The organism is Mesorhizobium sp. YC-39 (assembly GCF_025753795.1).
GTDB lineage: Bacteria > Pseudomonadota > Alphaproteobacteria > Rhizobiales > Rhizobiaceae > Mesorhizobium.
In genome coordinates this window covers 443,233-469,425 of record NZ_JAOWPS010000003.1, presented here as the reverse complement: position 1 = coordinate 469,425, position 26,193 = coordinate 443,233, and the positions used below count along the sequence as shown (strand labels likewise).

Sequence of the window (26,193 nt, the reverse complement as noted above, 5' to 3'; positions counted from 1 at the left end):
TCATGAAAAAGCCCGGCTTCGCGCCGGGCTTTTTCTGTTCGAGCCGTAGTCTCGCTCAGTCTTCGTTTGCCTTGACCTTCACGCCAAGCGTCTTCGGCAGGTCGAGCGGGTTGGACATGGCGCCCGCCATGATCAGCGCGAAAGGCACTGCTGCCGGCGGCGCGGCCGAGATCTCGAGGCTCTGCGGATCGTCGAGATATTTGCTGACCGCGGCCGTCACCTCGGCGGTCAATTCTGGATTGTTGAGCTGCGCCATGCCGAAAGGCACGATCGCCTTGGCCTGGTTGGCAATGTCCTTGCCGGACATGCCTTGCTGCTTGCCGACATAATCCAGCACCTTGTTGGTCAGTGAATCGTCGTCGAAGCGGACGCTGGCGCTGTTGAAGGAGAGCTGCTGCAGAATGCCGAGCATGGCCATGCCCTCAGCCGATTTGTCGGCGCCTTCGGGCTGCGCCGCCATCTTCTTCTGCATCTCCTGCAGCGACTTGATGACGTCCAGCGTGTAGCCACCGAGGTCGAAGGTCATGCCAAGCGTGCCGGCATTGTCGACGGAGATGTCGTATTTCGACAGTTCCATCTTGCCGTCCGAGGGCTGCCAGGTGCCGGCCATTTCAAGGTTGCCGGTGATATTCTGGTAACCGAGGGCGTTGATCACCTCCTTGGATTTCGGATCGTCGACCAGCGTCAGGTCGGCATTGAACTTTTCTGTCGTGCCGGAAAACGCCATCGCCTTGCCGTCGGCCGGCGGCGTGATTTCGATGGCAAGCCCGTCCATCGAGAAGGCGGTCTTGTCGGCGACCTTGACCGTCATGTTGTTGAGTTCGGCCGACTTGTACATCATCAGCGAACCCAGCGGTCCCGTGGCGCCGTCCGCCGGAACAGTCATGTCATGGATGACGAAAGGGCTGAGGTTGAGTGTGACCCCGTCCTGGCTGTGCTGGAAGGCCGAAGTCGATACGGTCGCGATGGCGTAACCGCCATTGGCCTCGGTTACGCCTTCGAGTTTGACGTCGCCGATCGCCAGAGGTTCCTTCTCGGCCGCCGGTTTGACGGACACGCCTTGCAGCACCATGCTGGAAGCATCGCCGCTCACCCCTGTCCAGGAGATGTCAACGCCCTGGGCGGCCATGGCCGCCTTCAGCCGGTCGGCAACCGCCGTATCCTGCGCGAATGCCGCGTTCAGTGGCAGCGTCAGCAAAAAGGTCGAAAAAGCAAGCTTTTGGAGAGTCGAGCGTTTGATTGTCATCGCGAGTTCCCTGAGAGTGTCCTGAATTGTTTTTCGAATTTCTTTGCGCCCTCACCATTCCGTGACGAACTGGACGGGAAAAAGGCGCATCCCCGCACAATGGTCGAAAATCACAGCGAAAGGCAAACCCGTTCACGGCCTAGAGCCGCCATGTAACAGGTTGATGTTGGCCGGCGCGGGAGGGCTCCCAATTCCTGTTGCAGAATGGGTACTCCTTTCGGGCGCCTCTTGCCGCGAATCACCCGCTCGGCTAGTCCCAGACCATGGGAAAAAGGCTTTTGCCGCCTGAAGATGGCGGCGGCGACAATATTGAGCCGGTCGATCTGAAGAAGGCGCTGGAAGAGCGCTATCTCGCCTATGCGCTGTCGACCATCATGCACCGGGCATTGCCGGACGTGCGCGACGGACTGAAGCCGGTCCATCGCCGCATCATGCATGCCATGCGGCTGCTCAGGCTCAATCCCGACCAGGGTTTTGCCAAATGCGCCCGCATCGTCGGCGAGGTGATGGGCAAGTTCCATCCGCATGGCGACCAGTCGATCTACGATGCGCTGGTGCGCCTGGCGCAGGATTTTTCGATGCGCTACCCGCTGGTCGACGGGCAAGGCAATTTCGGCAATATCGACGGCGATAACGCCGCTGCAATGCGCTACACCGAAGCGCGCATGACCGACGTGGCGACCGAGCTGCTTTCCGGCATCACCGAGGATGCGGTCGACTACCGGCCAACCTACAATGAGGAGGACGAGGAGCCGGTCGTGCTGCCCGGCGCCTTCCCGAACCTGCTTGCCAACGGTTCGTCCGGCATTGCGGTCGGCATGGCGACCTCGATTCCACCGCACAATGCCGCCGAACTTTGCGATGCCGCCTTGCATCTGATCGAACATCCGGATGCGCCGGTGACGAAGCTGATGGAGTTCGTCCAGGGGCCGGACTTCCCGACCGGCGGCATCATCGTCGACGGCCGCGCCTCGATCCTCGAAGCCTACGAAACCGGCCGCGGCGGTTTCCGCGTCCGGGCCAAATGGGGCCAGGAGGACCAGGGCAGGGGCACCTGGAGCATCGTCGTCACCGAAATCCCCTATGGCGTCCAGAAGGCCCGGCTGATCGAAAAGATCGCCGAGCTTTTGATGGCGCGCAAATTGCCGCTCTTGGAAGACATCCGCGATGAAAGCGCGGAAGACATCCGCGTCGTGCTGGTGCCGAAGAGCCGTTCGGTCGATCCCGGCATTTTGATGGAATCGCTGTTCAAGCTGACTGAGTTGGAAAGCCGCTTCCCGCTTAACATGAACGTGCTGTCGCGCGGCAAGGTGCCTAACGTGCTGTCGCTGAAGGGCGTGCTCAAGGAGTGGCTGGAGCACCGCCGCGAGGTGCTGATCCGCCGCTCGAAACATCGCCTCGGCGAGATCGAAAGGCGGCTGGAGATACTCGCCGGCTATCTGATCGCCTATCTCAACATCGACGAAGTGATCAGGATCATCCGTGAGGAGGACGAGCCCAAGCAAGTGATGATGGCGCGCTGGTCGCTGACCGACAACCAGGCCGAAGCCATCCTCAACATGCGGCTGCGCGCTTTGCGCAAGCTGGAAGAGATCGAGATCCGCAAGGAGTTCGACGGTCTGACCACCGAGAAGAAGCAGATCGAGGTGCTGCTCGCCTCCGACGCCAAGCAGTGGGCGACGATCAAATGGGAAGTCTCCAGCATCCGTGAGAAATTCGGACCGGAGACCGAGCTCGGCAAGCGCCGGACCCAGTTCGCCGACGCGCCCGAACATGATCTGACCGACATTGCGCACGCCATGATCGAGCGCGAGCCGGTCACCGTCGTCGTCTCTGAAAAGGGCTGGCTGCGGGCGATGAAGGGTCATCTGACCGACCATTCGACGCTGACCTTCAAGGAGGGCGACAGCCTCAAGCTTGCCTTCCATGCGCAGACCACCGACAAGGTGCTGGTCTTCACCACTGGTGGCAAGTTCTACACGATCGGCGCCGACCGGCTGCCGGGCGGCCGCGGCCATGGCGAGCCAATCCGCATCATCGTCGACATGGACAACGACCAGGATATCGTCACCGCCTTCGTCCACGACCCCAAGCGCAAGCTGCTCCTGGTGTCATACGACGCCAACGGCTTTGTCGTGCCGGAAGAGGAGGTCGTGGCCAACACCCGCAAGGGCAAGCAGGTGATGAACGTCAAGGCGCCCGATGAGGCCAAGCGCTGCGTGACGGTCACCGGCGACCATCTCGCCATCGTCGGCGAGAACCGCAAGATGCTAGTGTTCCCGCTCTCCGAGATCCCCGAAATGGGACGCGGCAAGGGTGTGCGCCTGCAGAAATACAAGGATGGCGGCGTTCTCGACCTGAAAACTTTCACGCTCGAAAGCGGCCTCTCCTGGCAGGATTCGGCCGACCGCACTTTCACCAGGTCGCGTGAGGAACTGGCGGAATGGATTGGCGCCCGGGCGTCCGCCGGCCGCATGGTGCCGAAGGGTTTTCCAAGGACGGGCAAGTTCGGGTAGCGCCGCTAATCTCCCCACTCGAGGGGGAGATGTCGCCGAAGGCGACAGAGGGGGTCGGTACGTCCTGACGCGACTTCCTATTGTGGACTGAGGACGCCGGCGCTTTTTGCGCGGCGACCCCCTCTGGCCTGCCGGCCATCTCCCCCTCAAGGGGGGAGATTAGCAGCTCCACCCAAACATTTGGAATGTCGTCACGATTGCTGCACTATAACAGTGCATAAGCATCGCCTGAAGCGACACGGGTGGGAGAGTCGGGCATTTGAAGGAAGCAAAAATCCAGAAACCGGAACGCCAGCAGCGCCTGTTCGGCCTGTCGACGCCGCTCAGGGCGGCCGTCATTCCGCCGTTGTCTGCCGCGCGCTGGCTGCTGGTGCTGATCGTCGCCGCCGGCGTCTATTTCTTCCATGGCTTCCTGTTCCCGGTTCTGGCCGCTCTCGTCATCGCCTTCGCCAGCTGGCCGCTCTATCGGCGGCTGCTTGCCGGCGTCGGCGGCAACCGCACGATCGCCGCGACATTGGCGATCCTGTTCATCCTGACCTTCCTGGTGGTGCCGATCGCGCTCGCCGGCACCTATGCCATCAACGAGGTCCGCGAATGGGTCGGCTGGGCGATCGAGACCAACCGGCATGGCGCGCCGACGCCGCACTGGATCGCCACGCTGCCCGTCGTCGGCGAGTGGCTGAACGAGCAATGGACGCGCAATTTCGGCCATCCCGGCGGCATCGGCGAGCTGATCCAGCTGATCAGCGGCGCCAATATTGGCAGCATCTATCGCGGCGTGCTGGCCGCCGGCGGCAGCGCCTTCGGTCTTCTGCTGACGCTGCTGTTCATGATGATCGCGCTGTTCTTCGCCTATCGCGACGGCGAACATTTCGCCGGGCAGGTCGACCGTCTCGGCGAACGCATCCTGCCGACAAGGTGGGAGCGGATCTCGCGCGTGGTGCCGGCGACGATCTCCTCGACGGTGACCGGCATGACCGTGATCGCCATCGGCGAGGGGCTGGTGCTAGGCGTCGCCTACTGGCTGGCCGGCGTGCCGTCGCCAGTGACGCTCGGCGCACTGACCGGCATCATGGCGCTGATCCCTGGCGGCGCGCCTCTGTCTTTTACCCTTGTCTCGATCTATCTCGCGGCCAGCGGCTCGCCGATGGCCGGGCTTGCGCTGTTCATCTGGGGCGCGGTCGAACTCTTCATCGTCGACAAGACATTGCGCCCGAAACTGGTCGGCGGTCCGATAAAGCTGCCGTTCCTGCCGACCTTCTTCGGCCTGATCGGCGGCGTCAAGACGATGGGCTTTCTCGGCCTGTTCATCGGCCCGGTGCTGATGGCGCTGCTGGTTGCGATCTGGCGCGAATGGCTGCGCGAGGTGGAACTGGCCGACGAGCCCGCCTCGGAAGCGCCCGCTGGAGCGGAGGGCGCCCCGCCGCAGATCGAGATCGTCGCCGACGCGAAAAAGATTCAGGCCGGGTGAGAGACGGCGAGCGTGGCGCGGCGCTTGCGACCCTCGTGCAATTGCCACACCGAATGCGCGACGAGCGCAATGATGAGGATCGCGCCGCCGATGAGGCTGTCGCGCGTCGGCGTTTCGGCAAAGATCATCCACACCCAGACCGGCGCCAGCACGGTTTCGAGGAGATAGAACATCGCCACTTCCGGTCCGGAAATGTATTTCGGGCCGTTGGCGAGGCAGAAGAACGAGATCGGCATGATGACAGCGCCGTCGAAAATGACCCACCACGGCGCGTTCACCTGAAAGCCTTCGCCCGAAACCATGAACACCGCCACGGCCAGGGGCAGGACGCAACCGACCAGCGAGGTGAAGCCCATGTCCTTGCCACTGGCGCGTGAGATGGTGATCGCCAGGGCAATGAAGAACGCCGAGCACAGCGCCATGAAATCGCCGAACAGGTGCCCGGTGCCGATCGAGCCGCCGACGATGATCAGCACGCCAAGGATCATGACCAGCATCGCCACCACGGTGCCCAGCCGCAACCGCTCCTTCAGGAACAACCAGGACAGCAAAGCCGTGAAAACGGTGCTGAAGGCCAGGATGAAGACCAGATTGGCGGTCGAGGTGTGATAGACGGCGGTGACGAAAGTGACCGAGGTCAGCCCGTAGCATAGGGCCACCACGAGCCCCGTCCAGCCGGGGATGAGTTGCGGCGCATTCCTGCTCAGCGAGCGCCAGATGGCCCAGATGATCAGCGCCGCCAAAAGGGTGGAGCCAGTGCGCAGCAACAGGATCGTCCAGGCGCCGCCATCCGCTAGCCGGATCAGCGGAATATCGACGGTTAGTATCAACCCGCCAATGGCGGTGACGAGAAGGCCCTTTTGGTGATCGGTGTGGCCCTTTTGGGTGGGAGATGACATGCCGGTCTCGCAATGTATGGGGAGGCAGGTCGCAAATCGACCCGGTGCCTGTCTTCCAGCCGCGCGGCTGCAAGACCAGCATCCTCCTCCTTGAAACAGTTTAGGAATGAGTGGCGGAAGAAAAGGTCAGCGCGAAACCGCTTCGTGTTCGTAGCGTTCCCAGCCCTTCGGGCCGAGATGCTCCTGCGGCATGAAGCGCATCTTATAATTCATCTTGCGCGAGCCGTTGACCCAGTAGCCGAGATAGACATGGGGCAGGCCCATCGCCTTGGCACGGGCGATGTGGTCGAGGATCATGAAGGTGCCGAGCGAGCGATCCTCGAAGTCGGGGTTGAAGTAGGAATAGACCATCGACAGACCGTCGGCCATCTTGTCGGTAAGCGCCACCGCGATCAGCTCGCCCTGGCCCTTGCCGGTGATGAACGTGTCGGGACCACGGCGCCTATATTCGATGACCTTGGTGTCGACATGAGTGTCTTCCACCATCATGGCATAGTCGAGCACCGTCATGTCGGACATGCCGCCGCGGCGGTGGCGGGCGTCGAGGTAGCTGCGAAACAGCGAATATTGCTCTGTGGACGGCTGCGCGTCGTGCATGGCGCCGACGAGGTCCGAATTGTGCTGGATCACCCGCTTCATGTTGCGGCTGGCAGTGAATTCCTGCGCCAGGATGCGCACCGAAACGCAGGCGCGGCAGGTCTCGCAGGCCGGCCTGTAGGCGATGTTCTGCGAACGCCGGAAGCCGCCTTGCGTCAACAGGTCGTTCATCTCCGGCGCCTTGTCGCCGACCAAATGCGTGAACACCTTGCGCTCGAACTGGCCCTCAAGATAGGGGCACGGCGATGGCGCGGTCAGGAAGAACTGCGGCGACTGGGTCGGGTGCTGCGTCATCGAGCCTTGGAGACACTCCTGCGAATCGCTCTACCTTTGGCGCGGACGGCGAAAAATTCAACAGGATTGTGCAGGCGTGGTTGACTGGACGCCTTCGCATTTGTGCGTAAGCGGCTGCATTGACTCTTCAAAAGCTGTTTCAACGACCGCTGCGGCTGACCACCGTGCCGAGCAACAGGTCGTGCAGCGTGCGCTTGCGGTCGGAAAACAGCGTCACCAGGAGGATCAGCGGCGTCAGGATGACATTGCCGGCCCAGAACAGCACCGAATGGACGACGGCGGTCAGCCCATCGATGCGGGTGCCGTCGAGGCGGTCGAGCCTGATGCCCATCATCTTCATGCCCGTGGTGGCCTGGTCGGCGCTGCCCAGGGTGTTCCAGATATAGAGGATGGCAACGACCGGCACGAGGACTGAAAACAGCATCCAGCCGAGTCCGAGCGTCAAAATCCCGAGGAAGAACACCAGAATCGCGAACGGGATGGTGAGCAGAGCCACGATGCAATAGTCAAGAATGAAGGCAAAGATGCGCCGCGTGCGCACGCCCTCATAGGCCCTGACATCGTCGAGCCTGGTGGTGATGATTTCGCCGTCGAGAACGCGCGCGTTCATGTCATTTCCTAGTAATCAGGCCCGGAATAGGGTGCGAGCCAACCGTCATTGAAATGGTGAAAGCCGGTGACGGAATCAAGGTGGTCGATTCAGCCAGCATGCGCTTGCCGGGGTGAACCGGTTGAATTCACGGCGTGGATGGCGTTAGCTTGCTGCGGCGCAACAAGACGCCGAGGGGATGGGGCGATATGGACTACGACATGCTGGTCATCGGCAGCGGCCCTTCCGGGCGTCGCGCCGCGGTGCAATCGGCCAAGCTAGGCAAATCGGTTCTGGTGGTTGACAGGGGCCGGCGCCTCGGCGGTGTTTCCGTGCATACCGGCACCATTCCCTCTAAGACGCTGCGCGAGACCGTGCTGAACCTCTCCGGCTGGCGCGAGCGCGGCTTCTACGGTCGCGGCTACCGGGTCAAGCAGGACATTTCCATCGGCGATCTGGTCGAGCGCCTGCACAAGACGCTCGACCACGAGGTCGAGGTGCTGCAGCACCAGTTCATGCGCAATGCGGTCAAGAGCGTGCGCGCTACGGCAAAATTCGTCGGTGCCAACAAGATCAGCCTGACCACCGACAATGGCGACTATAGCGAGGTTGGTTTCGCCAATGCGCTGATCGCGGTCGGCACGAGGCCACACCGGCCGCGCGATGTGCCGTTCGACCAGACCCGTATCTTCGACAGCGACGAGATGCTTGAACTCGGCCGATTGCCGCGCACGCTGACGGTGATTGGCGCCGGCGTCATCGGTGTCGAATATGCGACCATCTTTTCGGCGCTCGACGTGCCGGTGACGCTTGTCGAGCCGCGCAACACCATCCTCGATTTCGTCGACCGCGAAATCGTCGACGATTTCATCCATCAGATGCGCGACCGTGGCATGACGATCCGTTTGGGCAGCACGGTCAAGGAAATCGCCTCCAAACCCGACTATGCCGAGGTGACGCTTGCCGACGGCCGCACCATCCGCTCCGAGATCGTGCTTTATGCCGCCGGCCGCAGCGGTAATCTCGGCAGCCTTGGCCTCGACGTGGTCGGCATCGAGGCTGACTCCAGAGGGCGCATCAAGGTTGACCCGAATACCTTCCAGACCAGTGCGCCCAACATCTATGCGACCGGCGACGTCATCGGCTTTCCGAGCCTTGCCTCCACATCGATGGAGCAGGGCAGGGTGGCTGCCTGCCACGCCTTCGGCGTGCCGCTGCCGCCACCGCCGGAAACTTTTCCCTACGGCATCTACGCCGTGCCGGAAATCTCCACCGTCGGCCAGTCCGAGGAGCAGGTGCGCGAGAGTGGTGCTGCCTACGAGGTCGGCGTGGCGCGTTTTCGCGAGACCTCGCGCGGCCACATCATGGGCGTCAACACCGGCTTCCTAAAGCTGCTATTTTCGGTCGAAACGCGCCGGCTGCTCGGCGCCCACATCGTCGGCGAAGGCGCCACCGAACTGATCCATATCGGCCAGGCGGTGATCAATCTCGGCGGCACCGTCGACTTCTTCGTCAACAACACCTTCAACTATCCGACGCTGGCCGAAGCCTACAAGATCGCCGGCCTGGATGCGTGGAATCGCATGGGGCGAGGCTAGGGCGGTAGCTCGTCAATTTGCCTGTGCGACGATGGCCGCCTGTTCCGACAGCCATTGCCTGACGATCGCCGCGTCGCGATCGCCGAATTCGTGGCCTGAGGGGACAATCCGGGCGTCGACCTCGGCGCCATGCTGGCTGAGCAGACTGACCAGAGCCGGTGCAAAGGGCGCGTAGGTCAGGTCGGCGGCGCCGGCGATGATCAGCACGCGCGCTTTGGACAGGTCCGCAGGCAGCAAATCGTCGAGCACCGGCATCGGGCGCAGCAACGCTGCCTTTTCGATGAGGTGCGGATGCAGCAGCATCACGCTCGAAACCAGATTGGCGCCGTTCGAATAACCAAGGAAAATCGTGCGGGAGAGATCGAGGCCATGACGCTTCGTGGCCTCGACGACGAAGTCCGCGAACGCGTCTGCCTCACTGCGGATGCTGGTCTGTTCGAAGCGCGTCGGCGTGATCCGTGTAAACCAGCGGAAACCGTCCTCCTGGGCGATGCGGCCACGCACCGCCACCAGCACGGCGCGCGGTGCGATCTGACGCCCCAGCGCCACCAGCGTCGTCTCGTCGACACCCGATCCATGCAGCAGGAAAAGGCATTCGCTATTTGGCTTTGCCGGCTTGTACAGGCGATAGGAAAACGCCAGATCGCGCCGCAAAAAGCCATCTTCCGGAGGTTTTTCCACCATAGTTGCATCCTTTTGATTTCATGCGATTTTTCTTAATTTGCCGGCTTCAAAACGGAATATTTTCGACCTCCTATAAAGTTGATCGAACCGGGCGCATTTCAATCCGTTTTTCACTGGTATTGATCCCTCGGGAGGAATCGAGCGGTGCGCCGACATGGTCGCATTGCCGGGCATGAACAAACAGCTTTGAGGCCTTTTATCGATGACCCTGCCAGTTTCGCCCGTTCGCGGGACGCGTATCCCGGAACGCGATACACGCATAGACGTGTTCCGGGCTCTCGCTCTCCTGACCATATATGTCGACCACGTGCCGGGCACCGCTTACGAGTACCTGACCTACAAGAATTTCGGATTCTCGGATGCCGCGGAGGCCTTCGTGCTGATCTCCGGCATGTCGGTCGCTCTCGCCTATGGCACAAAATTCCAGCCCGGAAGCCGGCTGCTCGCGACGCTCAAACTGTGGCGGCGCGCAGGCGTACTCTATACCGCCCACATCGTCACGACGATGGTGGTGATGGCCATCTTCTGTGCGGCGGCGGTGTTCTCGAAGCGGCCGGACATTCTGGCGATGATCAACATCGAGCCGCTGATGAAGAACACGCCGGAAGTGCTGGTCGGCATTGTCACGCTCGGCCATCAGCTCGGCTACAACAACATCTTGCCGGTCTATGCGGTGCTGCTTTTGGTGACGCCAGTCTTCCTGCTGTTCATCAGCAGCAGGCCCTTGGCGACGCTTGCCGTATCCGGAACTCTGTGGCTGGTTGCCGGGATCTACCAGATCGCTCCACCGAACTATCCGGAGCCTGGCTTCTGGTTCCTCAATCCGCTGTCGTGGCAGTTCCTTTTCAACATCGGCGTGGCGGCCATGCTGCATGTCAGGCGCGGCGGCACCATTCCGGTCAATCGCTGGCTGGTAAGCGCGGCGGCGACCTATGTCGCCGGGGCGCTGGTCTGGGTGCACAGCCCGCTCTGGGGGCACGTATCGTGGCTGGATCTTCCGGTGGTACTGACCGGCTTCGACAAGACGTTCCTGTCGCTGCCGAGACTGCTGCACATCCTGGCCGTGAGCTATCTGGTCGTGGCCATTCCGTCCGTCTCGAACCTGTTCCGTACGAGCCGTGACCACCCGCTCGCCATATTGGGCAAGCGATCATTGCCGGTTTTCATCGCCGGCACGGTGATCGCCATGGCGGCGCAGGTGATGAAGCTGATCAATCCTGGTGGCTTTGCCTACGACAGTTTGTTGATATCAGCCGGCATCGCCATGCAGTTCGCGCTCGCCTACTATCTCGAATGGCTGTCGGGTATTGGGTGGTCCAGCAAGAGCAAGCCGGTCCGCAACGAGACATCGCCGGTGCGTACGTCCTTTGGTGTGGGGGCGATGGCGACAAGCGCCAATCGATAAGGCGTAGCGGATGATCTGCCGGAGTCAGGCGGCCGGCGGTGGCCCGGAAGAGGCCCTGACGACAAGTTCGACGTCGAGCGTTTCGCGCCGCACCGCGCCGTCGAAATCGAGGATCCGTCGCGCCGCCCTGCGGCCGATCTCGGCGATCGGCTGGGCAACCGTGGTGAGCGGAGGCTCGCAAAGCGCGGCGTCGGGCACGCCGTCGAAGCCGACGATGGAGACATCGCGGGGCACCGCGATGCCACGCGCGGCCAACCATTCGATCGCGATCATGGCAATCCGGTCCGACATCGCCAGGATGGCCGTTGGCGGTTCTGGCAAGGCGAAAATCGTTTCGAGGCCAGCCTTGGTGCTGGCTTCGTCGTTTTCGGTCTCGTAGACCGGCACCTTGGCGGTATCGATGCCGAAGCCGGAAAGCGTCTCGAAATAGCCGACAAGGCGGTCGCGCGTTCCGGTGTAAACCGCAGCCTCGATCTGTTCGCGCGAAACAAGACCGGTTCTGTCATCGGCGAATTGCAGCGATAGCACGGCGAAGCGGCGATGCCCAAGCTCCGCCAGATGGCGCGCCGCCAAGCGGGCGCCGGCGACATTGTCGACGCCGATCGCCGAAACCCTGTCGTCTTCGAAGCCGAGTTCAAGCGCGACGAAGGGGAGCTTGCGTTCGAGTGTCAGTTCGACGAGGCGCGAGCCACCCTCGATGCAGAACAGGATGAAGCCGTCGACCAGCGCGCTCTGGATGTTCCAGGCCAGTTTCTCCTCATTGCCGGCCGAAACGAGAGCGATGCCAGCACCTGTGGCGTCGCATGCCTCGGAGATGCCAGACATCATCACGCGGGCAAAGGGATCGTCGAAGAAATAGGACAGGGGCTCTGTCGTGGCGACACCGATCGCGTTGACCTTGCCGGCGCGCAGCAGTCGGCCCTTGGGGTCGGGGCCGGCATAGCCCATCGCTTCCGCTGCCGCCTTGACCCGCTCGCGCACTTCCTCGCGCACGATCTCGGGACGGCTGAAGACGTTGGAAGCGGTGCCGTGCGAAACACCGGCGGCTTTGGCGATGTCGGCCAGCCGGACAGGTCTTGTATTGCCTACGATGCGTACCATTTTGCTTGCCTCCGGACTCCAGCTAGCACTTTTGTTGGATCGATTCAAATTTTTGCTTGACTTTGGCTGGTCATGAGCTATTTTTGAATCGATCCAAGTGTTTCCGATGTTCATGTTGGACCGAGGAGGGTGCGATGCATCCCGTAAATTATCTGTTTGAAGACATCTACCGCAATGACTGGAGCATCAGGTCGAACGCGGTGACCCAGAAACGCCGAGGCGGAACCAGTCCTTGGGTCCGCGATCCACGCTTCCTCGTGGAGCGCAAGCGGAGCTGATCGGCAGAGGTTTTTTGTGCCTGTCGATTGGATCGATTCAATTTCTTGATAAGTTCAAGAGGAGACCAAGCCATGCATCCCGTCAGCTATCTGTTCGAGGACATCTACCGCAACTATTGGGGCATCTCGCCGGCCTCCCGCCGGCCGGAGCGCCTGCGCTTGACCAAGGCCGCGCGCAATCGCGAACTGCTTGTCCGGCCCGAGCGCCAGCAGGATTGAGCCGCGCCCCTTGGCGGACTTGCCGCCTCAGGCGCGCGGGCGCACCAGTGCCGAGGCGGCAAGCACCAGCCAGCCGCCGATGAGCAACGTGCCGCCGATCGGCGCCGACATCGGGAAAAGCCGCGAGCCAATGAAGTCCCGGGCGAGAAGGTCGCCGCAGAACAAGACAAGCCCGACGAGAAGAACGAGGCTTCCGGTTCGCAGGATCCGGTTTGCACCAAGCAGTCCGACGGCCAGGAAAACCGGCGCGTGCATCATGAGGAAGGACGCGGCCGTGCCAACGAAGGTGCCACCCAGATGCGCCGCAGCGGCCGACAGCGCCACTCCAGCCGCACCGCACAGGCCGCCGGCCAAAACAAGGATGCGGCCTATGCCGCTTGCTGGGTGTTCGGTCGTGTTCATCCTGGGGTGCCTCCGTGAATTGCCAAACGACAAGTATGGTTTTGTGAGACGTGGATACTGTCTCGATTTGAAGTTCAGCCGATGAAGTAGCGATAGCCGAGCCACGCAGCCAGTGCGACCGATGCGCCCCAGACGCTGGCGATCACCACGGCGGCGGTTTTGCTCACCGGCCGCTCAGCTGCAAGCGCGGCGGCGGCTCGATGTTCTGCCATGACCTCCGGCGGGATCATTTTCACCACGGCCAGAATGCCGAGCGGCACGATTATCGCGTCATCGAGATATCCCAGCAGCGGTATGAAGTCGGGAATCAGGTCTATGGGCGACAGTGCGTATCCGGCAACCAATAGCGCCAGCGCCTTTGCGTACCAAGGCGTGCGAGGATCGTCGGCGGCAAGGTAAACAGCATGCACGTCTCGCTTGATCGTGCGTGCCCAGTCTCTCAGCTTGCTGTTCATCTAACGGCTTTATCCGCAAAAGGCGGCGGCCGACAATTTAAACCGGAACTGCGGAACCGCGTCAGGATTTACCGGCTTCCACCAGCATGTCGCGTGCGCGGCGTGACTGGACCAGCCAGTTATATGCAGCTCCGCCCGCCATCAGCACGGATGTGCCGAGAAACACCGCGCGCATGCCGAAATGACCGCCGACGAAGCCGCCGAGCAGCGGCCCGGCGACCTGCCCGACATATTGCGCCGAGATAGACAGGCCAAGCACATTGCCGCCGACACCGTCCGGAACATTGTGGCGGATGACGCTGGTGATGCAGGGCAGGAGGCCGCCAAGCGCCAGGCCCATCAGGAAACGCAGGCCGATGAGCTGCCAGCCCTGTGTGACGAAGGCCTGCGGGATCAAGAGCAGCGCCGAGACGGCAAGTGCTGCGACAATGACATTCCAGTGGCCGATGCGGTCGGCGAGCTTGCCGAGCCGCGAGGCCGACAGTATGGCACCGAGTGCCGCCGCCGACATGACGACGCCGGAGATCAGCGTGACCCGGCTTTGATCCTCGATGAGCTGCTGGACATAGACCGTGATGATCGGCTCGATCGACATGGTGGCGAAACTCAACAGCATGCCGGTCGCCAGCATGGCGACGACGGGCCGCTTGTCGGGAATTTGCGCCCAGCCGCCCTTCGGCTTCTCGGTCGATGCTGTCTTGTCGACTGCCGGGCGAGGGTTCTCCTTGATGAGGAAGGTCGTCGCCAGGAACGCCAGGAAGATAACGCTGCCGGCGAGGAGGAACGTGGCGCGGATGCCGATCACCGGCGGCAGCGCGCCGCCGAGCAGGGGACCGACGAGTGCGCCGGCGGTGATGCCGGCCGACAGCACGCCGAGCGCCCAGCCTGAACGGTCCTTCGGCGTCTGCATGGCGACGAGAATGGTCGAGCCGGAGGAATAGCCGCCGGCGAAACCGATCAGCAGGCGCAGCAGCACCAGTTGCCACACACTCTGCACCATGCCGGTCAGCGACATGCAAATCGCCATGCCGAAACTCGCCCGCACCAGCATCAGCTTGCGGCCATAGCGGTCGCCCAGCCGTCCCCAGAGCGGCGCCACCAGCGCGGCGGCAAAGAAGGTAGCGCCATAGGCGATGCCGGACCACTGCACGATCGCTGCGTGGCCCTCGGCGCCGAGCTGTTCGACATAGAGCGGCAGGAAGGGCAACAGCAGGGTCATCGCGATGAGCGTGCTGAACGAACCGGCAAAGCACACCGCAAGATTGCGCCGCCAATGAATGTTGTAGGTGCCGTGTTCCGTATTGCCCTGCGCCATGTCTGTCCTGCCCGCCATCGGGCTTGTTACGGATACCAATTTGGGATACCAAGTCGGTATCCGTCATGCACTTCAACCCAGCCGCTGTCAATGCGGCCGCCAGGAATGGACCACGATGTCGCAGATGCAGAGTGTCGAAAAGCAGCTACGCGAGATGATCCTCGGCCTCGAGATCGGTCCGGGCGAACGGCTGACCGAACGCTGGATCGAAAGCCGGTTCGGCGCCTCGCGCACGCCGGTCAGGGCAGCACTGCTGCGGCTCGAAACCGAAGGCCTGATCTGCCGCGACGGGCGCGGCTGGACGGTCTCGCCCATCAATCTCGCCGAGCTCGAGCAGATCGCGGTCTACCGCGAGGCGGTTGAAGTCGCCGCGCTCAGGCTGACCTGCGCGCAGGGCGACAGAAGCGGCGTCGATGTCATCGAAGCGATGCTCGACTCCTGTAGCGCCAGCACCCCGCGCGAGGAATGGCACCGCGTCGGCATGGATTTCCACATTGAGCTGGCGCGCCTGTCCGGCAACGAGTTCCTGTTCAGGGCGGTCCGTGATGCGATGATCCGGCTGTCGCGCGCCCGCTGGCTGGAGGTTCGCGACGAGGCGGCACTCAGCCGTGCCTGGGCCGAGCACCATGCCATTCTGGCGGCGGTGCGGGCCGGCGATGCCGATGAGGCGGCAAGCCGGCTTTCGGCGCACATCGTCGGCAGCCGCGACCGGCTAGTGACGTCGCTGCACAATGACCGGCGCGGCCTGCGCGCCAGGGGATTTGCAGTCGTTGCCGCTTGATCTCGCCAGGCATAGGGCGCGGTGTCGTCGCGCAAAAGCCGGTGCGCGAACGTGGAGCACACTTTCGCCCTCGCTTCGCGAGCAGCGATGGCGTAAGAGCGGCGATGGAAAACAACCGATTTGAAACACCCGTGACTGTCAAGTCGGCCACGGATGGGACCAACCAGCTCCTGCGCACGGCTCGGGAGGCTTCCGACTACCTCCTGAACAACTGGCCCGGCAAGCGCAGTCCCAAGCATCGCGAAGCGCTACAGGCCTGCCATGATGCGCTGGCCGGCGACAAGCCGGCGATGAACGCAAGGCGCGCTTTCATCGCAGCGGCGCGCGAAGTGAACGTCTTCGTCAGCGACAAAACGCCGGCCTGAAGGCACGGCGGAGGCCTGGGTGCAATCCAGCCCACCGCACGGGCTGGATGATGTTTTACTCTGCCGTTTCCGTTTGGGTTTCGGAGTTGGCCTCGTCCTCGGGCTTCGACCGTTCCTTGGCCGCCACCTTGGCAGCCTGCTTCTCCGCCTTCTTGGCGGCCTTCTGCCGGTCGCGCTCCTTGCGTTCCTGACCGTAATTCGGTGCTCGCGCCATATTGTTTCCTTTCACTATGCTGGACCCTGCCTAGGAGCATTGGGTCACAAACACAACACCGCAAGGGGCGATCGGCTGCATAGTTTGCGGGCAGTTTGGTTCCAGGCCGTGCGGGGGCTTGCAAGATGGCTGGCACAATGGTGTAGGAAAGACCGGGGTACAGACGCTGACAGCCGCCAGACTATTTTGAATCAAGTGACCGATGGCCACGCTTCAAAGAAACGCACAGAAGCTGTTCTACTACGCGCGCAATGCCATACGCGACATCGCCACGCAGGCTTTGTTCCGCCGCAGGCTTGCCGGACTGCTCGATCAGGCCAGGCTTTCGGACGGCTCGGTTCGCGCGTCTTAAACTCCGGGCGTGGCAATTGATGTTGATCTCTGCATTCATCAGGCGTAACGGGACCGCGGGATTCATTATGCCTCGGGGCTTGAGAACAGAGAATGAATATCGCACTGCTGAATTACCCTAACACCAACAACATCGGAGACAATATACAGACGCTCGCTGTCGCGCAGCACATCGATCAGGAATACAGCTTGGTCGACCGTGACTTCTTGCATCGATATGATGGCGAGCCGTGCGTCGTCGTCATGAACGGCTGGTTCACGCATGAGCCGCAGAACTGGCCACCTGCACCAGCGATCACGCCGATCTTCTTCGGCTTTCATCTGACCCCGAAGGCGGCGTCCGTGTTCGAAAAGCATAAGGCATATTTCGCGCGCTTTGCGCCGATCGGATGCCGTGATCAAGCGACGGCCGACGTTATCAAGTCATGGGGTGTCGATACCTATGTGAGCGGCTGCGCGACGATGACATTTCCGGCCCGAAAGAAGGAACCTGCCGAGCCGAAGGTAATCCTAGTGGATCAGAAACGGGGCCACTTCGCACGGTCGGAGCGCAAGCGGGCTAGCCAGATCGGGCACATTTTGCCGTTTCCGATAGCGAGCGAAGTCAAATTTGAGGCGGCAAAGAACCTGCTCGACTTCTACCGCCTCAATGCGGGCTTAGTCGTCACTAGCCGCATTCACAGCGCTATGCCTTGCGCAGCGATGGGCATCCCGGTCGTTTACACCGGTCGTCGCGACGGCCGGACTGCGATCATCGACCTGATCGGTATCCCGTCGGTTCGAACAAAGTGGTTCCCGCGCACGCGCATCGAGAGCTTACCCGCACGCCAGCCGGCATTCGATGACGTGAAAAAGCGCATCGCCAGTGACCTTCACGCACGTTTAGAAGCCCATGGCGTGAAGGTGAAAGCTCCGACGTCGCTTTAGCTGTTCGCGAAGCTTTATGGCAAGCTTGGCGTCTGAACGGCTTTGTTGCGAAGGCGGGCAGCCTCGGTCCTGTCGAGCACCATCTTCTTGTTCGCCTCGGCGCGGCTCGTATCGGCCGGATTGTGCCAAATATGTCGCTCAGGCGATTTATGAAGGCTGGCGCTTTGCAGTCAGCTAGATTGCAGATAGCCCCTGACCAGGGCGTTGTTGCCGCGATCGTCCATTTCGATTTTTTGATCTGCTAACGGCGAGTTGTATATTTCGTACCCGGCCTCTGACGTGGAACTAGGGGCTATGTTCACGCGATGCAGGCTAAGGGGCGAAAGATGCAAACAGACATTGACGAATGGCGCAGCGTAGCAGTCGGGACACAGCCCAATTGGGAATTCAGGGCAGGTATCATCGCAAAGCTAATCCGAGCGACAGACACCGTTCTCGACATAGGTGCGGGCGATCAGAAACTGAAGAAGTTCATTTCCCCCGCCTGTACGTATATCCCGGTCGATTGCGTCGATGATCTTCCTGGAACCTTTGTCGTAGACTTCAACAAGGAGTTCAGGCTACCAAACGTGCCTTTCAATGTTGTCGTTTGCGCGGGATCGCTCGAATATATCAATGATCTAGCCGGATTTTTCCGGGCACTTGCCGCGCATGCGCCGGACCGTCAAGTGATCTTCACATACTTTCTTAATCCGGCGAAGTGGCGACGCGCCGGCATGAAAATACATAACAATTTCGCGACCGGCGACGCCCTCCTATCACACATCAATTTTGCTCTCTCACACGTCGACATCGTGGCAGCGCGCGGGGACACGATCTTCGTCAGTGCCACGCTGTCGGCTGGTGGCGGTGTTCAATGGATCAATGACCGACCGATTACCGATTTCCTTTTTACCGAGCGCGGAATCAAGAAATTTATGGCAAAGACCGCCCGATCCGTGCGCAAAAGGCGTAATGCCATCGGCAGGATGTTGAAATAGCGGCCGGTATTTAGTTTTACCTGAACGCGGCGAGCGCAAATGAGGATGAGTGCGGACGCTGAGGACGTGATCCATCTCATTGCGCGATCGACGCAGCCAGGGTGTGAGCACATGGGGTGAGCGGCGAGGAGGCAGCTACCGAGCCTCCGCGGCTGGCCTGGTGATAAGGTAGAAATCCGTCGCACGACCATGAGGAGCAGGATACTTCTGGGAGCAAAACAAGTATTCACTTAGGGCGGTCTTCATTGCACCTTGTAAATCTTTAGGCTGCTGTTTAGCCTCACACGATGCTGTCAGAATTGACTCGACGCTTATTGAAGAATGCGAACGGGCTTAGAGTGCCGGCAGTCGCCCGTTCGGTGCAGCGCGCTCGGCTGACGTATCTTTCGGACGCAAAGTTTGTCAGCCTCCGCGATGCGATCAGGCAGGTAAGGCGTGAAAAGGTCCCCGGCGACTTCATCGAATATGGTATCGCACTCGGTGGCTCGGCCATCTACATCGCGTCCGAGCTCGACGGTGACCGTCATTTCCATGGCTACGATGTGTTTGGCATGATTCCGAGCCCAACCGAACAGGACGACGAAAAATCCAAGGCCCGTTACGAGACCATCCGATCGGGACGGTCCAAGGGCATTGGCGGTGACACGTATTACGGGTATCAAGGCGATCTGTTCGACAAGGTGAGTGCCAGCTTCATGGACTTTGGCGTCCCGGTCGATGGCGAAAGGATCGTCTTTCACAAAGGCCTGTTTGAAGACACGGTGCACTTTCATCCGAAAAGCAGGATAGCGTTGGCCCATCTCGATTGCGATTGGCACGATCCGGTCAAGTTCTGCCTTGAGCGGACACTAGAGGTGCTGAGCCCAGGCGGGCTCATGATCCTTGACGATTACAACGACTACGGCGGATGCCGGATAGCGACCGATCAATTCCTTGCAGGCCGTTCTGACTGCCGTCTCATACGAACGCTCCCCCATGCGGTGGTCCAGCGATCATAAGTCGCACCGTCACTTCCGTGCTCGGCGTTGCGCGACCCGCTGAAGCCCGTGTTCATTGACGGTGTTTGAAGGCTAACGGGGAGAGATTGTCGTTTTTTTACTTTCAATTCCCGAGACACGCTCGGGATATCGCACGGCCATCATCAACCGATCCGCATGCTCGGCAAAAACCGCGCTGACCTGTTCAGCGTCGAACAGGGATCTTCGGCGGCGTTTCTCGTCGTTGACGAGGAAACCTGTTATGGCATCAAGCTTTCTAGTAAACCGTTTGAGAACGAACCGCGCCTGCCGGGCAAAATGACCAGCCCAAGGCGTGTCCTTTGCGAGATGGCGATAGATGGCCAACGCTTCCAACTCGACACCGATCGGGCGGTTCGACCAGGGCTTGCCACGCGTGAAATGCCGTGCAAATGCCTTGTCGAATCGTACTTGGCTGGTGAAATTCGTCATGACGTTCCAGTAGGGGTGCATCGTTTGCCATCTGTCTTCAAAAGCGACATTGAGTGCACCTTGGTCCATATTATCGATGCGCTGCGAGGCGAGTTCTCGAGTCCTCTGCAATAGCCCCTCTCGCCGCACCATGGGCATGTTGAACACCAGCACGCCCGCATTGAATTTCGGCGCGCCGGGCTTCATCGGCAGGCGTCGGCGATACTTCGTGTCGAAATAGCATTGCTCATCATGAGCGGCCAATAATGGCGCCTGCAGTTGTGTGTGGGCGAGGTCGACTATCGATCGATTAAAAAGGACGTCGCTGTCGGCATAGACAACATGATCATAAGGCTTGAATTCAGCCAACTGGTCTGCGAACAGTCTGATATAGGTCGCCAAGGTCAGATGGCCCGGATCAAAATTCGTCGCTTCCATGAACTTCGACACGTCAAGGATACTGACCGCGGACCCTAGTACGCGGTCACCGACCTCTAGGTCTTCTGTGCTGACACCAATCTGAAGGATAAAGCCCTTGATAGGGCCGGATACATCCAACACACGGCGCGCGGCTAAGCACGCGTATGGGAAATAGTTTTGATCGGCAGCGAAAAAGAAACACGGATTTTGCGACATATTGTGAACGCCCCAGGAGCAGTCAGACCTCTATCCGGCCAGTATGTGCAGATGCAATAGCGTTGGGGCATAACACGTGCGAAATTCCCTGATGGATGGGCCTGTGATGCGGGTTTCACGCGGTTCCGGGTTGCAAGATGGCTGGCACAATGATGTAGGAGAGAAACCAGGTACCAAATAACAAGACGACTTTTCTTCCAAGTGACCGATGGCCACGCTTCAAAGAAACGCACAGAAGCTGTTCTACTATGCGCGCAATGCCATGCGCGACATCGCTCCGCAGGCACTGTTTCGTCGCCGGCTTGCCGGACTGCTCGACCAGGCCAGGCTTTCGGACGGCTCGGTGCGCGAACGCCTGAACTATTATAACCGGCTGCAGGACGCTTTCGCGCCGAGCCCCGATGCCGTGCCGGTCAGCCGGCTGCCGACCGACCGGAGCATGTATTATTACGATTTGAAGGAGTTTACCCGCTACTTCGATCCCGGCCTGCTCGTCGACCTCGAATTCGGCGACGTCATCGAAGTGCCGAAAATGCCTTCGATCGTGAAGGATCGGCCGATCGCCGGCGACAACAAGAACGGCGTTCTGTTCAAGCTCAACAAGTTCCGTCATTTCCACATGCCCGCCGACGATATTGCGTTCGCCGACAAGCTTCCGGCCGCGGTCTGGCGCGGCGATCTCAACAATCCGATACGCACCTTGCTTCTGGAGGTCGCCCGCGACTTGCCGTTCTGCGACGTCGGCACGCCCAAAAGGACGGCGGCTGTCGAGTATCGCAAGCCCTATCTGAGCATCGATCAGCAGCGGCGCTATCGCTACATCATTTCGCTCGAAGGCAACGACGTCGCGACCAACCTCAAATGGATCATGAGCTCGAATTCGCTGTGTCTGATGCCGCCGCCAACATACGAGACATGGTTCGCCGAAAGCGAACTGGTAGCTGATCTTCACTACGTGCCGCTCGCCCCGGATTTTTCGGATCTCGCTGAACGGGTGCAATATCTCGAACGGCACCCTGCCGAGGCTGAGCGCATCGTTGTCGCGGCCAATGCCTATTGCCGAAAATTTGCCGATGAACCGACCGAGCAGGCGATCTGCCTGCTCGTGCTCTACAAATATTTCGTTCTCAGCGGCCAGGTCGAACCCGACGCCGAGGTCTGGCGCTACATTTCGGCATAGCGCCAGCGGGATTGAACCCAAGGGGATTGGACCTTGTCGGGCACTATTCCCGGTCGAGAACCAGATCGGCCGGACCGAACCGGTCCTTTGCCGTCTGCTGCTGATGCCAGTAGGGGTAGAGCACGGGAGGGCGGCTGACCGCGTCGAGCCGTTTGCGGTCGTCATCGGTGAGCACCAGGCTTGCGGCGGCGATATTGTCCTTGAACTGCGCTTCGGTCCGTCCGCCGATCACCAGCGAACTGACGGCTGGCCGGCCTAGCAGCCAGGCAAGCGCCACCTGCGCCGCGGACACGCCGTGGTTCTTGCCGATATAGGCAAGCACGTCGACGATCCGCCATAGCCGGTCCTCGTCGCGGATCGGCGGTTCCGACCAGCCGCTGAGCTGGCGGGCTGTGGGGCTGTCACGATTGTATTTGCCGGACAGCAATCCACCGGCGAGCGGGCTCCAGACCAGCACGCCGAGCCCCTGGTCGACCGAAATCGGCAGCAGTTCATATTCGGCTTCGCGCGCTTCCAGAGTGTAGTGGATCTGCTGGGTGATGAAGCGTTGCTGGTTATGGCGGTCGCTGATGCCGAGCGCCTTCATCACCTGCCAGCCGGAGTAGTTGGAGCAGCCGGCATAGCGGACCTTGCCCTGGGTTACGAGCGTGTCCATCGCGGCGATGGTTTCCTCGAGCGGCGTCGTGCCGTCCCATTCATGCAGGAAATAGATGTCGATGACATCGGTGCGAAGGCGCTTCAGGCTCCTTTCGCACTCGCGGATCAGATGGTAGCGCGACAGGCCCTCATCGTTGGGGCCGTTGCCGATCCGCATGCGCGCCTTGGAGGCGATCAGCACGTCATTCTTGCGCTTGCCGCCAAGTGCTTCGCCGATGATCTCTTCCGAAAGCCCGTTCGAATACACGTTGGCGGTATCGATAACGTTGATGCCGGCATCGATGCACATATCGATCATCCGGCTCGCTTCTTTGAGATCGGTCTTGCCCACGGCGGCGAAGGCGCCGCCGCCGCCGAAGGTCATGGTGCCCATGGTCAGTGTCGAAACTTTCAGCCCGGAACGGCCGAGGGTGCGGTATTCCATGTCAGGTCCTCGCAATGGCGTTGAAGAGGGCGCCTGGCATAGCGCCGGGTATGAGACGTGCATTTGTAGGACAACTCGCGCGGCTTGTCGCCCTCCGCGCGCACTGACCGTTAATATCTGGTGGCGATCGGCGCACTGGCCCTCTGCAATAAAACCGTCATTGCCGGTCTATATTGAAGTCGGCTCAAGGTGTCCCATCAGCAGTCGGCAGGCTGGGACTAGGGGCGTCGGACAAAAGCCGGCAGGCTTGCACGCGGAGCAGCGCAAAATGACCGAGACAAGACAGAATTCTGCGGCCAAGGATTGGCTGGAAGCGGAACTCGCCGACACGCTCGATGAAGACTATGAGCTCGAAATGTCGGAACCGGCGCTGTCGCTGGAGATCGCAAAAATCTACAAGAACTCGCATCCACCATCGATCGAGCGCCAGCAATATTTTCGCGACCTGATCACGCTGCAATCCGAATTGATCAAATTGCAGTCCTGGGTGGCCTACCACAAGAAGAAGCTGGTGGTGATTTTCGAGGGCCGCGACTCGGCCGGCAAGGGCGGCGTTATCAAGCGCATCACCCAGCGGCTCAATCCGCGCATCTGCCGCGTCGTAGCACTTCCGGCGCCGACCGAGCGCGAGAAGTCGCAATGGTATTTCCAGCGCTATGTTCCGCATCTGCCGGCCGGCGGCGAGATCGTGCTGTTCGATCGTTCCTGGTACAACCGCTCCGGCGTTGAGCGGGTGATGGGCTTTGCCCAGCCGGATCAGGTCGAGGAGTTTTTCCGCGACGTGCCGGATTTCGAACGCATGCTCGTCCGTTCCGGGGTGACACTGGTCAAATACTGGTTCTCGATCACCGACGAGGAGCAGCAGATGCGCTTCCTGATGCGCATCCATGATCCGATGAAGCAGTGGAAGCTATCACCGATGGACCTGCAGTCGCGTGTGCGCTGGGAACAGTACACCAAGGCCAAGGAAGAGACCTTCGCCCGCACCAACATCCCGGAAGCTCCCTGGTTCATCGTCGAGGGCAATGACAAGAAGCGGGCGCGGCTGAACTGCATCGACCATCTTCTCAAGCAGATGCCCTATGAGGAGGTCCCGCATGAGGAGATCACGCTGCCGGAGCGTGTCTTCAATCCCGAATACGAACGCCAGGTGCTGCCCCGCGAGCTTTACGTGCCGGAAAAATATTGAGACAAAGCAGAGGGGAGGGCGCGCCATCTTCGGTGACGGCGCCCTCAACGGATTACGCCCGCTCGATGATGACATGCGTGGCATTCGCCGTGGCCACCTGTTCGCTGCAGCGGTAGCCGAGCTTGACCATGTCGATGCCGGCAAAAAGGTTCTCTCCGGAGCCGAGCAGCATCGGCGAGATCGCCAGATGCATCTCGTCGATGAGCTTTTCCTGGAGGTATTGCCGGATCGTGGCGACGCCGCCGCCGACGCGTACATCCTTGCCGCCGGCCGCTGCCTTCGCCTGTTCCAGCGCCGAGTGGATGCCGTCGGTGACGAAATGAAAGGTCGTGCCACCCTTCATGACGATGGGGTCCCGCTTGTGATGGGTGAGCACGAAGACCGGCACGTGATAGGGCGGGTTGTCGCCCCACCAGCCTTTCCAGTTGTCATCCGGCCATTCGCCGCGGATCGGCCCGAACATGTTGCGGCCCAGGATCCATGCCCCGACATTGTCGAAGCTGCGCGCCGTGAATGCCTCGTCCGTGTCCGTGGTCCCGCCATCCTTGCCGACCATGTTGCGAAAGGTGCGGGTGCCGATCATCCATTTGTGCAGGGCTTCCCCACCCACACCCAGCGGGTTCTTCAGGTCCTGGTCGGGACCGGCGCCGAAACCGTCGATCGACAGGGTGAAAGCATTGACACGCAGCTTGGACACGATTGCCTCCTAAACCAGTTGTAATTTGCAAGCAGTTTCGTTGTAGCAAACTGATTGCGAATTGCAAGCGGTATTTTTCGGGCATGGCAAGCAGAGCAAGAGGTCGAGCGACCTCCGCGCTTGTTCACCGGGCGCAAAGCCGGAAATTGTTCTGAGTGGTGAAGGGGATCGCCGGCGCTACTGGTCGCGGCCGAACATCCGGATAGGAATTACCCCTTCAGCATCGCCGCCACCTCGGGCGCGAAATAGGTGAGAATGCCGTCGCAACCGGCACGCTTGAAGGCGAGAAGCGATTCCAGCATCGCCTTTTCGCCATCGATCCAGCCATTGGCGCCGGCGGCCTTGATCATCGAATACTCGCCCGACACCTGGTAGGCGAAGGTCGGTACCCGGAACTCGTCCTTCAGCCGCCGGATGATGTCGAGATAGGGCAGGCCGGGCTTGACCATCAGCATGTCGGCGCCTTCGGCGAGATCCTGCTCGGCCTCGCGCACCGCTTCGTCGGAATTGGCGTGGTCGATGTAGTAGGTCTTCTTGTCGCCCTTGAGCAGGCCGGCGGTACCGACCGCCTCGCGGTATGGGCCGTAGAAGGCGGAGGCGAACTTCGTTGCGTAGGACATGATCGCCACGTCGGAAAAGCCATTGGCGTCGAGTGCGTCGCGGATGGCACCGATGCGGCCGTCCATCATGTCGGAAGGCGCGATGATGTCGGCGCCCGCCGCCGCCTGGATGACGGCCGCCGCCGTTACCTGTTCCACCGTCTCGTCATTGACGATGATGCCGTGGCGCAAGATCCCGTCATGGCCATGGCTGGTGAAGGGGTCGAGCGCGGCATCGGTGATGATGCCGATCTCCGGCACCGCGTCCTTGATGGCGCGGGTGGCGCGGTTGATGATGTTTTCCGGGTCGAGGATGTGCGAGCCGGTCTGGTCGCGGAGCGAAAGCTCGACATTGGGGAAGGTGGCGATCGCCGGAATGCCGAGCTTCGCCGCGCGTTCGGCTTCCTTCACGGCGAGATCGAGCGACAGGCGAAAGACGCCGGGCATGGCTGCGATCGGCTCGCGCACTTGTCTGCCGTCGACGACGAAGATCGGCCAGATCAGATCGTCGACCGTGAGCCGGTTCTCCTGGACGAGGCGGCGCGACCAGTCGGCCTTGCGCATGCGCCGCAGACGTCGGCTGCCGGTGATCTCGTCGACGCTGCGCGCGCCGGCAGCCTTTGCGGGGGTGAATTTGTTCATCGCCTATACTCCGGATCGGGCAGCTTTTACCACGAGCCTATGCTGCTGACCAATG

The 26,193-nt window shown here is 61.0% G+C and carries 27 protein-coding genes; 13 read left to right on the top strand and 14 right to left on the bottom strand.

The window, feature by feature from the left end; genetic code table 11:
* Positions 1-55: 55 nt before the first annotated feature.
* Positions 56-1,246 carry a hypothetical protein gene (locus tag OHD62_RS19090; protein WP_263784846.1) on the bottom strand — a complete coding sequence of 397 codons (1,191 nt, stop codon included), beginning with the start codon at positions 1,244-1,246 and terminating at the stop codon, positions 56-58.
* Between the two features lie 263 nt (positions 1,247-1,509).
* Between OHD62_RS19090 and parC the strand changes: the two genes are divergently transcribed.
* Positions 1,510-3,762: a DNA topoisomerase IV subunit A gene (gene parC / locus OHD62_RS19085; protein ID WP_263784845.1), complete on the top strand. Its 2,253-nt coding sequence runs from the start codon at positions 1,510-1,512 to the stop codon at positions 3,760-3,762.
* Between the two features lie 259 nt (positions 3,763-4,021).
* A complete protein-coding gene (locus OHD62_RS19080) occupies positions 4,022-5,233 on the top strand; it encodes an AI-2E family transporter (protein WP_263784842.1) in 1,212 nt (403 codons plus the stop codon).
* Here the strand turns inward: OHD62_RS19080 and OHD62_RS19075 are convergent.
* The 3 genes from OHD62_RS19075 to OHD62_RS19065 form a co-directional block, all read right to left on the bottom strand.
* Complete coding sequence (locus tag OHD62_RS19075; protein WP_263784841.1) at positions 5,221-6,132, bottom strand: DMT family transporter; 912 nt, start codon at positions 6,130-6,132, stop codon at positions 5,221-5,223. The two genes, OHD62_RS19080 and OHD62_RS19075, sit on opposite strands and share 13 nt — an antisense overlap.
* A 126-nt stretch (positions 6,133-6,258) precedes the next feature.
* Positions 6,259-7,023, bottom strand: a complete 765-nt coding sequence (locus OHD62_RS19070; protein WP_263784839.1) for an arginyltransferase — start codon at positions 7,021-7,023, stop codon at positions 6,259-6,261.
* 139 nt (positions 7,024-7,162) lie between these two features.
* Positions 7,163-7,633 carry an RDD family protein gene (locus tag OHD62_RS19065; RefSeq protein WP_263784837.1) on the bottom strand — a complete coding sequence of 157 codons (471 nt, stop codon included), beginning with the start codon at positions 7,631-7,633 and terminating at the stop codon, positions 7,163-7,165.
* Between the two features lie 188 nt (positions 7,634-7,821).
* Here OHD62_RS19065 and sthA point away from each other — a divergent pair, with 188 nt between their 5' ends.
* Positions 7,822-9,210: a Si-specific NAD(P)(+) transhydrogenase gene (sthA, locus tag OHD62_RS19060; RefSeq protein WP_263786800.1), complete on the top strand. Its 1,389-nt coding sequence runs from the start codon at positions 7,822-7,824 to the stop codon at positions 9,208-9,210.
* A 12-nt stretch (positions 9,211-9,222) separates the two neighbouring features.
* On the opposite strand, the gene OHD62_RS19055 is transcribed toward sthA, so the two are convergent.
* Entirely contained in the window at positions 9,223-9,894 is a 672-nt protein-coding gene (locus tag OHD62_RS19055) for an alpha/beta hydrolase (RefSeq protein WP_263784835.1), read from the bottom strand.
* A 202-nt stretch (positions 9,895-10,096) separates the two neighbouring features.
* Here OHD62_RS19055 and OHD62_RS19050 point away from each other — a divergent pair, with 202 nt between their 5' ends.
* Positions 10,097-11,299, top strand: a complete 1,203-nt coding sequence (locus OHD62_RS19050; protein ID WP_263784833.1) for an OpgC family protein — start codon at positions 10,097-10,099, stop codon at positions 11,297-11,299.
* Positions 11,300-11,323: 24 nt separating this feature from the next.
* On the opposite strand, the gene OHD62_RS19045 is transcribed toward OHD62_RS19050, so the two are convergent.
* Complete coding sequence (locus OHD62_RS19045) at positions 11,324-12,400, bottom strand: LacI family DNA-binding transcriptional regulator (protein WP_263784831.1); 1,077 nt, start codon at positions 12,398-12,400, stop codon at positions 11,324-11,326.
* A 350-nt stretch (positions 12,401-12,750) separates the two neighbouring features.
* Between OHD62_RS19045 and OHD62_RS19040 the strand changes: the two genes are divergently transcribed.
* Positions 12,751-12,897, top strand: coding sequence for a hypothetical protein (locus OHD62_RS19040; protein WP_263784830.1), 147 nt, complete (start codon positions 12,751-12,753; stop codon positions 12,895-12,897).
* A gap of 27 nt (positions 12,898-12,924) precedes the next feature.
* On the opposite strand, the gene OHD62_RS19035 is transcribed toward OHD62_RS19040, so the two are convergent.
* The 3 genes from OHD62_RS19035 to OHD62_RS19025 form a co-directional block, all read right to left on the bottom strand.
* Entirely contained in the window at positions 12,925-13,299 is a 375-nt protein-coding gene (locus tag OHD62_RS19035; RefSeq protein WP_263784827.1) for a DUF423 domain-containing protein, read from the bottom strand.
* A gap of 74 nt (positions 13,300-13,373) precedes the next feature.
* Positions 13,374-13,754, bottom strand: a complete 381-nt coding sequence (locus OHD62_RS19030; protein ID WP_263784824.1) for a YkvA family protein — start codon at positions 13,752-13,754, stop codon at positions 13,374-13,376.
* Between the two features lie 61 nt (positions 13,755-13,815).
* Positions 13,816-15,069: a multidrug efflux MFS transporter gene (locus tag OHD62_RS19025; protein ID WP_263784822.1), complete on the bottom strand. Its 1,254-nt coding sequence runs from the start codon at positions 15,067-15,069 to the stop codon at positions 13,816-13,818.
* Positions 15,070-15,184: 115 nt separating this feature from the next.
* On the opposite strand from OHD62_RS19025, the gene OHD62_RS19020 reads away from it, so the two are divergent.
* Both OHD62_RS19020 and OHD62_RS19015 read left to right on the top strand, forming a co-directional pair.
* Complete coding sequence (locus tag OHD62_RS19020) at positions 15,185-15,850, top strand: GntR family transcriptional regulator (protein ID WP_263784820.1); 666 nt, start codon at positions 15,185-15,187, stop codon at positions 15,848-15,850.
* A 104-nt stretch (positions 15,851-15,954) separates the two neighbouring features.
* On the top strand, positions 15,955-16,215 hold the full coding sequence (locus tag OHD62_RS19015; protein ID WP_318528647.1) for a DUF982 domain-containing protein: 261 nt from the start codon (positions 15,955-15,957) through the stop codon (positions 16,213-16,215).
* A 55-nt stretch (positions 16,216-16,270) separates the two neighbouring features.
* Here OHD62_RS19015 and OHD62_RS19010 read toward each other — a convergent pair whose 3' ends face one another.
* A complete protein-coding gene (locus OHD62_RS19010) occupies positions 16,271-16,429 on the bottom strand; it encodes a hypothetical protein (RefSeq protein ID WP_263784817.1) in 159 nt (52 codons plus the stop codon).
* 202 nt (positions 16,430-16,631) lie between these two features.
* Between OHD62_RS19010 and OHD62_RS19005 the strand changes: the two genes are divergently transcribed.
* The 4 genes from OHD62_RS19005 to OHD62_RS18990 all read left to right on the top strand — a co-directional run bounded on the left by OHD62_RS19005 (position 16,632) and on the right by OHD62_RS18990 (position 19,685).
* Positions 16,632-16,781 carry a hypothetical protein gene (locus tag OHD62_RS19005; protein ID WP_263784816.1) on the top strand — a complete coding sequence of 50 codons (150 nt, stop codon included), beginning with the start codon at positions 16,632-16,634 and terminating at the stop codon, positions 16,779-16,781.
* Positions 16,782-16,873: 92 nt separating this feature from the next.
* Positions 16,874-17,707, top strand: a complete 834-nt coding sequence (locus OHD62_RS19000; protein ID WP_263784814.1) for a polysaccharide pyruvyl transferase family protein — start codon at positions 16,874-16,876, stop codon at positions 17,705-17,707.
* Between the two features lie 326 nt (positions 17,708-18,033).
* Positions 18,034-18,687, top strand: coding sequence for a class I SAM-dependent methyltransferase (locus tag OHD62_RS18995; protein ID WP_263784812.1), 654 nt, complete (start codon positions 18,034-18,036; stop codon positions 18,685-18,687).
* Positions 18,688-19,025: 338 nt separating this feature from the next.
* Positions 19,026-19,685, top strand: a complete 660-nt coding sequence (locus OHD62_RS18990; RefSeq protein WP_263784810.1) for a TylF/MycF family methyltransferase — start codon at positions 19,026-19,028, stop codon at positions 19,683-19,685.
* 72 nt (positions 19,686-19,757) lie between these two features.
* Here the strand turns inward: OHD62_RS18990 and OHD62_RS18985 are convergent, their stop codons facing one another.
* Positions 19,758-20,750: a glycosyltransferase family 8 protein gene (locus OHD62_RS18985; protein ID WP_263784808.1), complete on the bottom strand. Its 993-nt coding sequence runs from the start codon at positions 20,748-20,750 to the stop codon at positions 19,758-19,760.
* Positions 20,751-20,958: 208 nt separating this feature from the next.
* Here OHD62_RS18985 and OHD62_RS18980 point away from each other — a divergent pair, with 208 nt between their 5' ends.
* The gene (locus OHD62_RS18980) at positions 20,959-21,930 is read left to right on the top strand and encodes a glycosyl transferase family 90 (RefSeq protein ID WP_263784806.1); all 972 of its coding nucleotides are present in this window, start codon (positions 20,959-20,961) and stop codon (positions 21,928-21,930) included.
* 43 nt (positions 21,931-21,973) lie between these two features.
* Here OHD62_RS18980 and OHD62_RS18975 read toward each other — a convergent pair whose 3' ends face one another.
* Positions 21,974-23,011 (bottom strand): aldo/keto reductase, encoded by a 1,038-nt coding sequence (locus OHD62_RS18975; RefSeq protein WP_263784804.1) that lies wholly within the window; start codon positions 23,009-23,011, stop codon positions 21,974-21,976.
* 268 nt (positions 23,012-23,279) lie between these two features.
* Between OHD62_RS18975 and ppk2 the strand changes: the two genes are divergently transcribed.
* Entirely contained in the window at positions 23,280-24,200 is a 921-nt protein-coding gene (gene ppk2 / locus OHD62_RS18970; protein ID WP_263784802.1) for a polyphosphate kinase 2, read from the top strand.
* Between the two features lie 52 nt (positions 24,201-24,252).
* Here the strand turns inward: ppk2 and OHD62_RS18965 are convergent, their stop codons facing one another.
* Positions 24,253-24,897 (bottom strand): dihydrofolate reductase family protein, encoded by a 645-nt coding sequence (locus OHD62_RS18965; RefSeq protein WP_263784798.1) that lies wholly within the window; start codon positions 24,895-24,897, stop codon positions 24,253-24,255.
* 209 nt (positions 24,898-25,106) lie between these two features.
* On the bottom strand, positions 25,107-26,138 hold the full coding sequence (hemB, locus tag OHD62_RS18960; RefSeq protein WP_263784797.1) for a porphobilinogen synthase: 1,032 nt from the start codon (positions 26,136-26,138) through the stop codon (positions 25,107-25,109).
* Between the last annotated feature and the right edge of the window lie 55 nt (positions 26,139-26,193).

Excerpts from the sequence above, each read along its gene's own strand:
- OHD62_RS19005 (WP_263784816.1), top strand. The coding sequence starts at position 16,632 with ATGGCCACGCTTCAAAGAAACGCACAGAAGCTGTTCTACTACGCGCGC.
- OHD62_RS18995 (WP_263784812.1), top strand. The coding sequence starts at position 18,034 with ATGCAAACAGACATTGACGAATGGCGCAGCGTAGCAGTCGGGACACAG.
- OHD62_RS19015 (WP_318528647.1), top strand. The coding sequence starts at position 15,955 with ATGGAAAACAACCGATTTGAAACACCCGTGACTGTCAAGTCGGCCACG.
- OHD62_RS19045 (WP_263784831.1), bottom strand. The coding sequence starts at position 12,400 with ATGGTACGCATCGTAGGCAATACAAGACCTGTCCGGCTGGCCGACATC.
- OHD62_RS18975 (WP_263784804.1), bottom strand. The coding sequence starts at position 23,011 with ATGGAATACCGCACCCTCGGCCGTTCCGGGCTGAAAGTTTCGACACTG.
- OHD62_RS19055 (WP_263784835.1), bottom strand. The coding sequence starts at position 9,894 with ATGGTGGAAAAACCTCCGGAAGATGGCTTTTTGCGGCGCGATCTGGCG.
- OHD62_RS18985 (WP_263784808.1), bottom strand. The coding sequence starts at position 20,750 with ATGTCGCAAAATCCGTGTTTCTTTTTCGCTGCCGATCAAAACTATTTC.
- ppk2 (WP_263784802.1), top strand. The coding sequence starts at position 23,280 with ATGACCGAGACAAGACAGAATTCTGCGGCCAAGGATTGGCTGGAAGCG.
- OHD62_RS19030 (WP_263784824.1), bottom strand. The coding sequence starts at position 13,754 with ATGAACAGCAAGCTGAGAGACTGGGCACGCACGATCAAGCGAGACGTG.
- parC (WP_263784845.1), top strand. The coding sequence starts at position 1,510 with ATGGGAAAAAGGCTTTTGCCGCCTGAAGATGGCGGCGGCGACAATATT.
- OHD62_RS19025 (WP_263784822.1), bottom strand. The coding sequence starts at position 15,069 with ATGGCGCAGGGCAATACGGAACACGGCACCTACAACATTCATTGGCGG.
- OHD62_RS19000 (WP_263784814.1), top strand. The coding sequence starts at position 16,874 with ATGAATATCGCACTGCTGAATTACCCTAACACCAACAACATCGGAGAC.
- hemB (WP_263784797.1), bottom strand. The coding sequence starts at position 26,138 with ATGAACAAATTCACCCCCGCAAAGGCTGCCGGCGCGCGCAGCGTCGAC.
- OHD62_RS19020 (WP_263784820.1), top strand. The coding sequence starts at position 15,185 with ATGTCGCAGATGCAGAGTGTCGAAAAGCAGCTACGCGAGATGATCCTC.
- OHD62_RS19075 (WP_263784841.1), bottom strand. The coding sequence starts at position 6,132 with ATGTCATCTCCCACCCAAAAGGGCCACACCGATCACCAAAAGGGCCTT.
- OHD62_RS19090 (WP_263784846.1), bottom strand. The coding sequence starts at position 1,246 with ATGACAATCAAACGCTCGACTCTCCAAAAGCTTGCTTTTTCGACCTTT.
- OHD62_RS19010 (WP_263784817.1), bottom strand. The coding sequence starts at position 16,429 with ATGGCGCGAGCACCGAATTACGGTCAGGAACGCAAGGAGCGCGACCGG.
- OHD62_RS19065 (WP_263784837.1), bottom strand. The coding sequence starts at position 7,633 with ATGAACGCGCGCGTTCTCGACGGCGAAATCATCACCACCAGGCTCGAC.
- OHD62_RS18980 (WP_263784806.1), top strand. The coding sequence starts at position 20,959 with ATGGCCACGCTTCAAAGAAACGCACAGAAGCTGTTCTACTATGCGCGC.
- OHD62_RS19040 (WP_263784830.1), top strand. The coding sequence starts at position 12,751 with ATGCATCCCGTCAGCTATCTGTTCGAGGACATCTACCGCAACTATTGG.
- OHD62_RS19035 (WP_263784827.1), bottom strand. The coding sequence starts at position 13,299 with ATGAACACGACCGAACACCCAGCAAGCGGCATAGGCCGCATCCTTGTT.
- OHD62_RS19070 (WP_263784839.1), bottom strand. The coding sequence starts at position 7,023 with ATGACGCAGCACCCGACCCAGTCGCCGCAGTTCTTCCTGACCGCGCCA.
- sthA (WP_263786800.1), top strand. The coding sequence starts at position 7,822 with ATGGACTACGACATGCTGGTCATCGGCAGCGGCCCTTCCGGGCGTCGC.
- OHD62_RS19050 (WP_263784833.1), top strand. The coding sequence starts at position 10,097 with ATGACCCTGCCAGTTTCGCCCGTTCGCGGGACGCGTATCCCGGAACGC.